This window comes from Pseudomonas marginalis (assembly GCF_024169655.1).
Lineage (GTDB): Bacteria > Pseudomonadota > Gammaproteobacteria > Pseudomonadales > Pseudomonadaceae > Aquipseudomonas > Aquipseudomonas paraveronii.
Window position 1 is genome coordinate 4,283,917 of the sequence record NZ_JALJWV010000001.1, and the last position, 11,381, is coordinate 4,295,297.

An 11,381-nucleotide genomic window follows, 5' to 3' on the forward strand; every position below is an offset into this window, starting at 1 on the left:
CATTGACTGTCTGACGGCTTTCACCGCGGCAGAGTGCCGTGTGTCATCCTCCGCGCCGTGACTGCGCAGGTCATCACGGATCAATTGACGAGCGACCTGAGTGGGTGTCAGCTCTCGCGTCGCACAAAACGGGCATGAACGCGACTGCTACGAGCGAGCGCCCGGATCAAGCGTGCAGTCATTTGCTCCACCGATAACGCGCATAACATTAACATACAATGCTAATTCCACGTGGTGGAAAGCAGCGTTTTCCCGATGAGACAAAGGTCTTAGAACGCCTGTGCGTGGCAGGGCCAGGTCGCGTTTAGGCAGGCATAAAAGAAGACGAGTTGTGGCTCGGTTCATTCAAGAACGGATGATCTTGCAAATGGCGGGCTGTCGATATTCAGGCGCTGCGGCGGCTGGATGCACACTGAGTGCGACAGTTGCCAACCGTGCAAAAGGTCGTGCAACTGCCGCACATCAGCCTGATGGACCTCCGCTTACAGCGGGTAGTGCGCTGGGTAATGCAGCTTCGCAACACCGGTGTCGATAGCGGCCTTGGCCACTGCGCCGGCGATTGCACCGAGCAGGCGAGCATCGAGTGCTTTGGGGAGAATGTAATCGCGCCCAAACTCAAGCTTATCGACATTGAATGCTTGCAGCACTTCCACAGGGGTTGGCTCTTTGGCCAATTGGCGCAGTGCTTCCACTGCCGCAATTTTCATCGCTTCGTTGATCCGGGTTGCCCGAACATCCAGGGTCCCGCGAAAGATGAACGGAAAGCCCAGAACGTTATTAACTTGGTTCGGGTAGTCAGAACGACCGGTCGCCATGATCAGGTCATCACGTGTGGCCATGGCCAGTTCGTAGCTGATTTCAGGGTCGGGGTTTGAGCAGGCAAACACGATCGGCTTGGGAGCCATCGCCGCCAGCGCTTGCGCCGGAAGAAGATTGGCTCCAGACAGCCCCACAAACACGTCAGCACCGCTCATGGCTTCCATCAGCGTAAGCGGGCCACCGTCGTTAACGAATTGTGCTTTGTATGGGTTGAGGTCTTTGCGGGCGGAGTGGATGACCCCGGTGCGATCGACCATGTACAGATTGCTTTTTTGCGCGCCAAGACTGAGCAGCAGGCGCATGCAGGCCGTGGCTGCGGCACCCGCGCCGAGGCAAACGATTCTCGCGTTCTCCAGCGTTTTGCCCTGAATTTCCAGCGCATTGAGCATACCGGCCGCAGTGACGATGGCGGTGCCGTGTTGGTCGTCATGGAAGACCGGGATGCTGCACAGCTCGATCAGGGCTTCTTCGATTTCAAAGCACTCAGGGGCTTTGATGTCTTCCAGATTGATGCCACCAAAGGTGTCAGCAATACGCACGACTGTGTCGATAAAGGCCTGGGAACTCTCAGCATTGACTTCGATATCGATCGAGTCGATGCCGGCAAAACGTTTGAACAGCAACGCTTTGCCTTCCATGACCGGCTTGCTGGCCAAGGGGCCTAGATTGCCGAGGCCCAAAATGGCCGTACCGTTTGTGATCACGGCCACCAGATTGCCTTTTCCGGTAAAGCGATAGGCGTTCTCCGGGTCCTTCGCAATTTCGCGAACAGGCTCGGCTACGCCGGGGCTGTACGCCAGTGCGAGTTGGGCGGCGGTGTCGGCAGGCTTGGTCAGCGCAATGCCGATTTTTCCTGGGGTTGGGAATTCATGGTAATCCAGTGCAGCCTTTTTGAAGTCGGTAGTCATGCGAGCCCCTAATTAGACGTTGATTACAATCTTATGTTAACACTATTATAATGCAAGGCAATGAGATCCTGAGCCACAGACCAGGATCACATTGCCGGTTTGAATGCTGCTGATGAAGGGGTTTATCAGCCGTCAGACTCACTCTATTGGCCCTAAGAATTCAGGGCGGGCCTGTATTTTTTGGCCAATAGAGCCCTCCTATGCTTGAACCCGTCTTAGGCCACCTTGTGTGGCCGTTTTTTTTTTGCGCGCACGAATACCCAATGCGCCACGACCTAAGCGCGGCACATCGGGATTCAGGGGTTTCTCATTGCGTTTTGGGTGCTGATCCACGCACTTCGACAATCGTGCGAATGGAATTCAGGGAACAGGATGGGGGGCGTCGACTCTTTCTTTAACAGCGCTCAATCGTTACAGACATGATCAACCTTCCTGAGTGCAGCTCTCAGAAATGAACTTCGGCGGACTTGATACCCAGCTCGCGAAGCTCATGGATCAGATCATCGAGGCGTCCAAATGACTCCACTTCCTCATTGTCATTGACCAGAAAATAGCTTCTCCCTGCATCCTTCTTGAACAGAATGATCCACTCGTGCGTGTTGGCCGGATTGGCTATCACGTGGGTGTCGAAGTGCATGCCTTCCCCGTGGTTGGTTTTGACATCTTCGCGTTTCATGCGGGGTCTCCGGGCATAGGGTTCAGCTCTCTGAGCACTGAATCTAGAGCGTCTCAGGTGTTGTGCCGAGGCTAGACCAATTGCTTTGCTATTATCACATCGTGTGAATAGTATGCACATGCCACCAGAACGAGGCTAGTCATGATTGCGATACGAGAAGCTTGGAAAGCGGGCTTGTTAGGGCGCGAACATTGGCTTAGAAATATCGTCTCGGGGGTCATCGTCGGCGTCGTGGCGCTGCCCTTGGCCATGGCATTTGCCATCGCCTCCGGCGTCAAGCCGGAACAGGGGATCTACACGGCCATTGTGGGTGGCTTGCTGGTTTCGCTGTTCGGCGGAAGCCGGCTTCAGATTGCTGGCCCCACAGGGGCGTTCATCGTCATTCTGGCCAGCGTGACAGCCAAGTACGGTGTTGATGGCTTGCAGGTCGCGACAATGATGGCCGGGGCAATTTTATTACTGCTCGGTATCACCAAACTTGGCGCGCTCATCAAGTTCATCCCTGACCCCGTTATTGTTGGATTCACTGCCGGCATCGGGGTGATCATTTGGGTTGGCCAATGGAAAGACTTTTTGGGCTTGCCGAAAATCAGTGGCGAGCATTTCCACGAGCGGCTGTGGCACCTCATCCAGGCATTCCCCAGCCTTCATGTACCCACGACACTGTTAGCCCTGCTGAGCCTGGCACTGGTGATCCTCACACCCAGACTGCCCGGCGTAAAGCGCGTTCCTGGCCCCCTGATCGCCATGGTCGTGGTGACGGCATTGCATGCCTATTTTCAATTCGACGGCGTGGCCACGATCGGGAGTGCCTTTGGGGGCATTCCCCAAGGGCTTCCCCAAATAGGCCTTCCTCAAATAACGCTGCCACAGGTCATTGAGTTGATTGGCCCTGCATTTGCAATCGCAATGCTGGGGGCCATCGAGTCACTGTTGTCGGCCGTTGTCGCCGATGGGATGGCCGGCACCAAACATGACTCCAACCAGGAGTTAATCGGCCAAGGCATTGCCAACCTGGTTACCCCGCTGTTTGGTGGCTTTGCTGCGACAGGTGCGATCGCTCGAACAGCAACCAACGTCCGCAATGGCGGCAATAGTCCAATCGCGGGGTTTACGCACGCCCTCACGTTGATTCTGCTGATCTTCTTCTTGGCTCCTTTGGCTTCGGATATCCCACTTTGCGCGCTGGCCGCGATCTTGTTCGTGGTCGCTTACAACATGAGCGAACTGAAGCACTTCAAGCGCATGGTCAAACGCGCCCCCAAAGCAGACGTCGCCATCCTTTTAATCACCTTCGGCCTGACCGTTTTCAGTGATCTGACGATCGCCGTGAACATTGGGGTCATTCTCGCCATGCTGCAATTTATGCGTCGTATGGCTTCCTCCGTGGAGGTACAGCTCATGGTCGAAAAAGAGCTGGAGGTGGAGTTGCGCATGAATGGGCATACACATCTTCCTCCCGGTGTTTTGGTTTACACCATTGAAGGCCCCCTTTTCTTTGGCGCAGCAGAAACCCTTGAGCGTGCTTTGGCTCAAACGCACACCGATCCCGAGACGTTGATTATTCGCCTGAAGCGAGTGCCGTTTATGGATATCACGGGCCTGCAAACGCTGCTCGAAGTGATAGAGCAACTGCAAAAACGCAACATTGTCGTAAAGCTGTGCGAAGCCAACGAAAAAGTGCTTGGCAAGCTCGACAAGGCAGGGATTCTTCAGGCGCTTGGTTCACAGCATTATCATGCTGACTTCAGCGGCGCACTGGTCAGCCATGCCCCGATTAACGAGACTCAGGGCTAGGCGTGGGGGCAGGAGTGAATGAGGCGCGACAAGCAGGCATTTGTCGTGCCCGCTCATACAGGGATGAATTATTTGCCATTGGCCGCAATTTTGCTTTTGGTCGCGTAGGACACGCCATGCGTCTCCAGGTAGTCCCTAATAAGCTGACGAACGACCTGAGAAGGCGTCAGATCCTGAGACGCACAAAGTTCCTCAAGGGCTTTTTTCTTGACGGGATCAATGAGCACAGTCAGTCGTGCAGTCTTGTTTTCCATGGAATTGCCTGTCGCCTAAATCGATCAATGATAATCAAATTATAATAGCAGGGCATTCATTTGTCACCGGTTAGGTTCTGGTCGTAAGACGGCTTCCTGCAAATCACGTTGTACGCCTGGATTGCCGGGTCAACCAGGCGCTGGCAAGGAATGCTCCCGGGCAATTATGGGCGGGGGCGTCCATCCCATTGCTTACAGAAAGACAATCTGTGTGCGAGGCATCCGTCACTATTTTTTTATTGTCATACGCCCCCCCAGAACAGCGTTTCCGAGCCTTGCTGTTTGATGCTATGCCTATCAAGCATCACCCATTGGTCATCCTCTTTTACGTTGGCGACTCTCCAGTCGGGCTGCGGTGTCTCAGAACAGGCGTGAATGAAACTCGGGTTACTGGTGAGCCCTGAATAAAGGGATGACGTCAGGGAGCGTGCGCCCACGTACACGCCGTTTTGCCGATTGATATAAACCCGCGCAAAGGGAGAATCAATATACGCGGCACGCAGTTGCGCCACGCTGCAAGACGCCTCCAATTGCACAACGGTGCGTTCCGGTTTTGCATCTGTTTTCGGAGCGACGAGCTGGAAATTCAATCTGTCTCCGTCACGGAATACCGTATCAGCTACCACAGGTTGACCCAGAAAAACGTCATATGCCTTTACCGCACTTTTGCTCAGCGACACTGACTACCCCCCCCCGACGGCTGCCACGGAAAGCAGTAACGCAATTCGTTGCACAGGTATTCCTTAGAGAAGTTCTGGAGTAAGCGCCGTTTTTCAAGAGTCATCGCGGTGCTCGCCGTATTTTGCGCGTCGTGACCGGTCATTTCGCTACCGGCAAAACCAACTCCTTCTGCCCTTCCACCGTCACGTCATAAACCTTCTCGCTACACACCGAGAACCCCTGCAAATCAAACTCCACCAGATAGGTCTTGTTCGCTTTCGGCAGAAAGCTGCGCGACAACGGCCCGCACTTTTCCAGGCTGTACGAGGTCCCGCGATCATTGCGCCAGTTCGCAACGCCCTCCACCACCGTCAACTGATCCGCCGGCACCAACGTCTCCCGGAACGGCCGGGCACGATAGAGCCCATGGGCCAGGCCCTTGTATAACCCTCGGACAAACGCCGGCGCCTGTTGCTCCAGGGAATCGTTGTAAACAACCCCCACGCCGCTCAAATTCCCCACGGGCCCAGCGCTGAAGCTCACCTGCGATTCGGTGCTGAGCATTCTGAAAATAACCTTCGCATGGTGGTCGTCTGCCGTCAGTACGACCGGCTTGGGTTTGGCCGGCGGCAGGCCTTTATGAGAAGAACAACCCGCACCAAAAACAGCCACCAGGCACAACGGAAAGACCCAAGCAAAGGAACGACCCATAGATAAATTCAAACCCTGTTAAATGCCATGATGGTTAAGTGCGAGATAGCTTAATGCCATCATTTGAAAAAGTATCTCCCCAACCGCCCATGTGCCTCGTAATATTCCCGGTCGGGAGCTGATGAAGGGCCGCAATGGCAGCCTGTTGACCCTGCCTTACCTGGGCGCAGAACGCACCATGGCCACCCTATTCGATAACAACGATATGTTCTGACTCAGACGCTCTTCGTTCAGCGCTTCAAATTTCGAGCGCCATTCGGGAAATAGCTCGATTGAGAGGTCTTTGATGACTTTGAAGGCGGTTGGTGAACGGCGGTAAGTGGGGAGGCGATACTCCAGGCGGTGGGCAGGAATGCCTTCTGTCGCAGCACGACGAAAGCTCACTGCGGCCGGGATCTTGGTCTGGATCATCTGGACCTTCGGATGATCAGAAAAAGTTTCGGTTAGCGTGTGATAGATCAGGTTTGCATCGTTGGTTGCATCAAGCTTGTTGATCACGACATTCAACATTGGCGTCTCTGCACCCAGCGCTGCCAACGGCTCAAGATCTCGATAGAGCTGGAGCATTCCACGCTGAAACTCTCGTGCAGTCAGCATATCTGGGGTGATGGGCGAAATAGCCATGTGTGCCCCAAGTAAGGCCATCTCCAGCACGATGGAGCGAGCTCCTTGGGTATCGATCAGAATCAGATCAAAGTCCTGCTCGAAAGCCGGCAGCAGATTCTTGAGACGAAGGCGCCCGTCAGCAGCATGGAGCAACAAATTTCCCAGCTGATTGAACGGATCATTGGAACGGATCAATGAGAGATTAGGAATGCAGGTCTGCGAAATGACCTGGTCGGCCCGAGTCTCGTTATTCGCGATCAGTTGATAGGTTCCACCAGGCGCCTCATGCGATAGCGCATAAAACGACGACAGCGACGGCTGATTATCCAGATCAATGAGCAGGGTGCGGATCCCTGCATCGGCGCAGAACGCGCCCAGATTGACGCCGACCGTGGTTTTACCCGGCCCGCCTTTGGTTGAAACGACTGCAGCGACTTTCATGATATTTACCTCTGAATCGTAGGATTAGAGACGCATTCATGCTGGTCACGCTGTGCGCTTTGATCACCCCGGAAAAATCCAAGGCAAAAAAAAGCCTGCATCGCTGCAGGCTTTTCCCTATCTGGCTCCACGACCTGGACTCGAACCAGGGACCCAATGATTAACAGTCATTTGCTCTACCAACTGAGCTATCGCGGAATTCGCCGTATGTTACTGATTAAAAAGGATAAGTCAAGCACTCCGTAGCGCCTGGCGGGCGCATTCGGACAATTGGCGTGCGCCCCTACCCCGCGACGGCCATTTCCTTGGCCAAGTCCAGCCAGGCCCGGGCTGCAGGTGGCAGGTGGGCGCTGGCGCGCCAGGCCAGGGCGATGTGCCAGTCGGTGTGGGGTTCGTCCAAGGGGATCAGCGCGATGCCGGCGTGCTGGTGCTTGAGCGCGAGCATGCGTGGCAGAAAGGCGACGCCCAACCCTGCCGCCACCAGGTCGACGATGAAGTCGATCTGCCCGCTGCGGGCGGTCACCCTGGGCGTCACGCCCTTGCGTTCGCAGGCGGTGAGGATTAATGCGTTCAGGGCAAAACCGGCTTCGAACAGAATGAACGGTGAATCCGCGAGGTCGGTGAAGTCGATGCGCTTGCGCCGCGCGAGCAGATGGCTCATGGGCAGCACGGCCATCAGTGGCTCATTGCGCACGGGCTGGTAGTCGAAGCCTTCGTCCACCGGCAGCAGCAGGGCCGCCAGATCGACCTCCCCGGCTTCCAGGCATTCGCGCAGTTTTTTGCTGCCATGCTCGGTGAGTTCGATATCGATGTCGGGGTAGCGGTTGCGGTAGGTCGCGAACATCGACGCGAACAGTACGCCGCATCCCACTGGCGGCAGGCCGATACGCAGCAGGCCGCGCTTGAGCTCGCGCAGGTCGTTGATCTCGGCGACCAAGTCGCTGCGCTCGGCGAGCAGCACCAGGGCACGGCGGTAGGCAATTTCGCCGGCGGCGGTAAGTTCGTTCTTGTGACCGAGGCGATTAAGCAGCGGCGCGCCCAGCTCGTCTTCCAGGGTCTTGACCGCCTTGCTCACCGTCGACTGGGTCAGCGACACCACCTGCGCCGCCTGGGAAAATCCGCCCTGACGCACCACCTCGACGAAGACACGCAGTGTTCTCAGGTTCATCGGTATTCCTTTTGCGACTGGATGCTAGCGATAAAAGTTGTTTTTATCATGCCAGATGTTTGCTTACCGTAATCCCCCTTTGCCCTGCGGAGACACTGTTCATGATCATTTCGTCGGCATCCGATTACCGTGCTGCCGCCAAGCGCAAGCTGCCGCGCTTCCTGTTTGACTACATCGACGGTGGCGCCTACGCCGAACACACAATGCGTGCCAATAGTTCGGACCTGGCCGAGATCAGCCTGCGCCAGCGCATTCTGCGCAACGTGGATAGCCTGAGTTTGAAGACCACGCTGTTCGGTCAGGAACATGCCATGCCGATCATCCTCAGCCCGGTGGGTTTGACCGGCATGTACGCGCGGCGCGGTGAGGTGCAGGCGGCCAAGGCGGCGACCAACAAGGGGATTCCCTTCTGCCTGTCGACAGTGTCGGTGTGCTCGATTGAGGAAGTGGCGTCGCAAAGCGCGCAGTCGATCTGGTTCCAGCTCTATGTACTCAAGGACCGCGGCTTTATGCGCAATGCGCTGGAACGGGCACAGGCCGCCGGGGTGACGACGCTGGTGTTCACCGTCGATATGCCGACGCCGGGCGCACGTTACCGCGATGCACATTCGGGCATGTCCGGGCCGTATGCCTCGGCGCGCCGGATGCTGCAGGCCGTCACCAAACCACAATGGGCATGGGATGTCGGCGTGATGGGCCGCCCGCACGACCTGGGCAATATCTCCAAGTACCTGGGCAAGCCCACCACCCTTGAAGATTACGTCGGCTGGCTGGCCAACAACTTCGACCCGTCGATCAGTTGGAAAGACCTGGAGTGGATACGTGAGTTCTGGAAAGGCCCGATGATCATCAAGGGCATCCTCGACCCGCAGGACGCCAAGGACGCGGTGAGCTTCGGAGCCGATGGCATCGTGGTCTCCAACCATGGTGGCCGCCAATTGGACGGCGTGCTCTCCACTGCCAAGGCACTGCCGCCGATTGCCCAAGCGGTAGGCGACGACCTGACAGTGCTGGTGGATTCCGGCATTCGCTCCGGGCTCGACGTGGTGCGCATGCTCGCCCTGGGCGCCAAGGCATGTCTGTTGGGACGCTCGACCGCCTATGCGCTGGCCGCCGATGGCCAGCACGGGGTGGAAAACCTGCTGGATATCTTCGCCAAGGAAATGCGTGTGGCCATGACGCTGACCGGCGTCACATCGATCGAGCAGATCGACCCGAGCACCTTGGTTCAGCACGGCGTGTAAAACTGCCATCAACCTGCCATCAACCTGCCAAATAACTGACATTGCGCGGCAGTGGCTGTTTTTGACCCCCTGAATAGCCTTTGATTTATAAGGATTTTATTAAAAAACAACAAAGTGGCATGAATCTCGCTCTAACCCTTTCAAGCAGGTTATGCGATGACAAGACGTGTGGCAGTGCCCAGGGGTTATAACCCCTGGCAAAGCGGTTTAAACTGTTTCCAATGTTTTACGGAACTGAAGGAACAGTAAGACGCTTGGCACTCGCCACTCTCATCGAGCCTGTAAGACAGCTAAGTGCTTAGAGGCCGACTGCTTATGAAAACCCCGCCCCAGACTCACGCAATCGACTTTGACAGTGCCAAATTGCAACGCCTGGGCTTTGGTCAGCCATCCTCTCTCCCGCACCGCCCCACCACGGTTGTTCAACTGCGCCAACAACTGGGCCTGCAATTGCAGACCAGCCTGGAACCGCAACGCATCCTCGGCCTGTTCTTTCGCGAGATCCAGCGCCTGGTGCCCCTGGACGCTATGCACTACGCCCATCAGCCCAGCGACCTACGCCTGGAATTCGGCCATCGCGGCCATCATTCGGTGAGCTACGCCTTGAGCCATGAAGGCGAACATTTGGGCGAGCTGGTATTCCGTCGCAACCAACGCTTTATGGAAGAAGAACTGGGTCAGCTAGAATCCCTGCTCGCCACCCTGCTCTACCCGATGCGCAACGCCCTGCTCTATCGCGCCGCCACCCGCAGCGCCCTGCGTGACCCGTTGACCGAAACCGGCAACCGCATCGCCATGGACCAGACCCTGCAGCGCGAAATCGACATGGCGCGGCGACACTCGAACCCGTTGTCCCTGCTAATGCTCGACATCGATCACTTCAAACGCGTCAACGACACTCACGGCCATGCGGTTGGCGACAAGGTACTGCGCGCCGTGGCCGCGTCAATCAAGGGCCAGCTACGCAATATGGACATGGTGTTCCGGTTTGGCGGGGAAGAGTTTCTCGTCCTGCTCTCCAACACCGGCCGGGAAGCGGCGGCGATCGTCGGCGAGCGCCTGCGCCTGGCGGCACAGACCCAGGAATATTGGGCGGGTGACATACGCATCGATCTGACGGTGAGTCTGGGCTGCTCGACGTTGTTGGCTGGCGAGTCTGCCGAAAGCCTGTTGCGCCGGGCCGACAGCGCCCTGTATGTAGCCAAGCGCGAAGGTCGCAACCGCTTGGCAATGGCGGGGTAGCCCCCCGCCACGCGTTTTACATCACGCTTCGCTGGCGACGCGCACCAGGCGCTCGCGAACAGTCGCGGCCGCAGGCTTTTCGTTCTCCAGGCGCATGCAACTTTCCAGGAACAAGTACATGTAGTCGTAGCTCTTGCACACGGCCTGGCGCAGCTCTGCCTGCAGTTGTCGGCTGGGGTTCATGCCGGCCAACGTGCAAATGATTTCCAGTGCTTCCCAAGGGTGGGCATCGTCGTACTGGGCATGCATCTTCAGCCACTTCATTGCGCGCTTGCGGTCTTCCTCTGGGAAGGCTGCGGCATAAACGCCGGTGGAACACACCAACGCGGACCACTCCCCCGTCGCGCCCTCGATGGCGTAGTTGGTGGCGGCGATCGCAATGATCAACGAATCGGCCGAACTGGTGTGCCAGCACCAATGACTCAGTGCGTGCAGTTCCGGCGCTACGTTCTGTGCTTGCAGCTCTTCGAGGCTGACGCCGTGGGCACCGGCCCAATGCAGCCAATAGTCGGCGTGGTTCAATTCCACCCGAATATTGCGCATCAGCCAACGCCGCGCCATGTCCTCGCCAGGATGACGGGCAAACTTGGTCTTGGTGAGGTTCTGTGCCATGTACAAGGCAAACTGTTCAACCACGGGCCAGCCACCGATCAGGTATTGGCGCATGGTCTTGGCGCTCAGCGTGTTATCACGCATGCGCTGATACAGTTCGTGCTCGACAACTCGGCGCTTGCTCTCGCTACAGCCCTGGATCAATTGCTGTGCCCAGGCGGGGTAACTCGAGGCTTCCATAAGTGGGCCGGTTCTGTTGAAGGTGTCGATCACTATAACGCTCCTTTTTAAGTGTGATTGTAC

Annotated in this window: 11 protein-coding genes, 1 tRNA gene and 1 pseudogene; 4 read left to right on the plus strand and 9 right to left on the minus strand. The window is 56.8% G+C overall.

Translation table 11 applies throughout. The annotated features are described in order from the left end of the window. Window positions 1–482: 482 nt before the first annotated feature. Both J2Y83_RS19540 and J2Y83_RS19545 read right to left on the minus strand, forming a co-directional pair. Window positions 483–1,727, minus strand: a complete 1,245-nt coding sequence (locus J2Y83_RS19540; RefSeq protein WP_253397595.1) for a malic enzyme-like NAD(P)-binding protein — start codon at window positions 1,725–1,727, stop codon at window positions 483–485. Window positions 1,728–2,172: 445 nt separating this feature from the next. Beyond that, window positions 2,173–2,403 carry a hypothetical protein gene (locus tag J2Y83_RS19545; protein WP_198717600.1) on the minus strand — a complete coding sequence of 77 codons (231 nt, stop codon included), beginning with the start codon at window positions 2,401–2,403 and terminating at the stop codon, window positions 2,173–2,175. A 141-nt stretch (window positions 2,404–2,544) separates the two neighbouring features. Here J2Y83_RS19545 and J2Y83_RS19550 point away from each other — a divergent pair, with 141 nt between their 5' ends. Beyond that, on the plus strand, window positions 2,545–4,200 hold the full coding sequence (locus J2Y83_RS19550) for a SulP family inorganic anion transporter (protein ID WP_253397597.1): 1,656 nt from the start codon (window positions 2,545–2,547) through the stop codon (window positions 4,198–4,200). 68 nt (window positions 4,201–4,268) lie between these two features. Here the strand turns inward: J2Y83_RS19550 and J2Y83_RS19555 are convergent, their stop codons facing one another. From J2Y83_RS19555 to J2Y83_RS19565, 3 genes are all read right to left on the minus strand, one after another. Continuing rightward, window positions 4,269–4,454, minus strand: a complete 186-nt coding sequence (locus J2Y83_RS19555; RefSeq protein WP_019694382.1) for a ribbon-helix-helix protein, CopG family — start codon at window positions 4,452–4,454, stop codon at window positions 4,269–4,271. Window positions 4,455–4,696: 242 nt separating this feature from the next. Then, a complete protein-coding gene (locus J2Y83_RS19560; protein WP_253397599.1) occupies window positions 4,697–5,134 on the minus strand; it encodes a hypothetical protein in 438 nt (145 codons plus the stop codon). Between the two features lie 139 nt (window positions 5,135–5,273). After that, complete coding sequence (locus J2Y83_RS19565) at window positions 5,274–5,825, minus strand: hypothetical protein (RefSeq protein WP_253397601.1); 552 nt, start codon at window positions 5,823–5,825, stop codon at window positions 5,274–5,276. 109 nt (window positions 5,826–5,934) lie between these two features. On the opposite strand from J2Y83_RS19565, the pseudogene J2Y83_RS19570 reads away from it, so the two are divergent. Further along, window positions 5,935–6,006: pseudogene (locus tag J2Y83_RS19570) on the plus strand (hypothetical protein); the annotation flags it as partial. On the opposite strand, the gene J2Y83_RS19575 reads toward J2Y83_RS19570, so the two are convergent. The 3 genes from J2Y83_RS19575 to J2Y83_RS19585 all read right to left on the minus strand — a co-directional run bounded on the left by J2Y83_RS19575 (window position 5,982) and on the right by J2Y83_RS19585 (window position 8,040). Next, a complete protein-coding gene (locus J2Y83_RS19575; RefSeq protein WP_253397603.1) occupies window positions 5,982–6,872 on the minus strand; it encodes a ParA family protein in 891 nt (296 codons plus the stop codon). The pseudogene J2Y83_RS19570 and the gene J2Y83_RS19575 sit on opposite strands and share 25 nt — an antisense overlap. A 122-nt stretch (window positions 6,873–6,994) precedes the next feature. After that, window positions 6,995–7,070: transfer RNA gene (locus J2Y83_RS19580), tRNA-Asn, on the minus strand. An 85-nt stretch (window positions 7,071–7,155) separates the two neighbouring features. Beyond that, window positions 7,156–8,040, minus strand: coding sequence for a LysR family transcriptional regulator (locus J2Y83_RS19585; protein WP_198717598.1), 885 nt, complete (start codon window positions 8,038–8,040; stop codon window positions 7,156–7,158). Window positions 8,041–8,141: 101 nt separating this feature from the next. Here J2Y83_RS19585 and lldD point away from each other — a divergent pair, with 101 nt between their 5' ends. Both lldD and J2Y83_RS19595 read left to right on the plus strand, forming a co-directional pair. After that, window positions 8,142–9,284 (plus strand): FMN-dependent L-lactate dehydrogenase LldD, encoded by a 1,143-nt coding sequence (lldD, locus tag J2Y83_RS19590; RefSeq protein WP_253397606.1) that lies wholly within the window; start codon window positions 8,142–8,144, stop codon window positions 9,282–9,284. A 315-nt stretch (window positions 9,285–9,599) separates the two neighbouring features. After that, window positions 9,600–10,526 (plus strand): GGDEF domain-containing protein, encoded by a 927-nt coding sequence (locus J2Y83_RS19595; RefSeq protein WP_253397608.1) that lies wholly within the window; start codon window positions 9,600–9,602, stop codon window positions 10,524–10,526. A 21-nt stretch (window positions 10,527–10,547) separates the two neighbouring features. On the opposite strand, the gene J2Y83_RS19600 is transcribed toward J2Y83_RS19595, so the two are convergent. Next, entirely contained in the window at window positions 10,548–11,318 is a 771-nt protein-coding gene (locus tag J2Y83_RS19600; protein WP_301295183.1) for a TenA family transcriptional regulator, read from the minus strand. Window positions 11,319–11,381 lie beyond the last annotated feature (63 nt).

What these genes read in the sequence shown, in the direction of transcription:
- J2Y83_RS19540 (WP_253397595.1), bottom strand. Translation starts at nt 1,727, where the DNA reads ATGACTACCGACTTCAAAAAGGCTGCACTGGATTACCATGAATTCCCA.
- J2Y83_RS19545 (WP_198717600.1), bottom strand. Translation starts at nt 2,403, where the DNA reads ATGAAACGCGAAGATGTCAAAACCAACCACGGGGAAGGCATGCACTTC.
- J2Y83_RS19550 (WP_253397597.1), top strand. Translation starts at nt 2,545, where the DNA reads ATGATTGCGATACGAGAAGCTTGGAAAGCGGGCTTGTTAGGGCGCGAA.
- J2Y83_RS19555 (WP_019694382.1), bottom strand. Translation starts at nt 4,454, where the DNA reads ATGGAAAACAAGACTGCACGACTGACTGTGCTCATTGATCCCGTCAAG.
- J2Y83_RS19565 (WP_253397601.1), bottom strand. Translation starts at nt 5,825, where the DNA reads ATGGGTCGTTCCTTTGCTTGGGTCTTTCCGTTGTGCCTGGTGGCTGTT.
- J2Y83_RS19575 (WP_253397603.1), bottom strand. Translation starts at nt 6,872, where the DNA reads ATGAAAGTCGCTGCAGTCGTTTCAACCAAAGGCGGGCCGGGTAAAACC.
- J2Y83_RS19585 (WP_198717598.1), bottom strand. Translation starts at nt 8,040, where the DNA reads ATGAACCTGAGAACACTGCGTGTCTTCGTCGAGGTGGTGCGTCAGGGC.
- lldD (WP_253397606.1), top strand. Translation starts at nt 8,142, where the DNA reads ATGATCATTTCGTCGGCATCCGATTACCGTGCTGCCGCCAAGCGCAAG.
- J2Y83_RS19595 (WP_253397608.1), top strand. Translation starts at nt 9,600, where the DNA reads ATGAAAACCCCGCCCCAGACTCACGCAATCGACTTTGACAGTGCCAAA.
- J2Y83_RS19600 (WP_301295183.1), bottom strand. Translation starts at nt 11,318, where the DNA reads ATGGAAGCCTCGAGTTACCCCGCCTGGGCACAGCAATTGATCCAGGGC.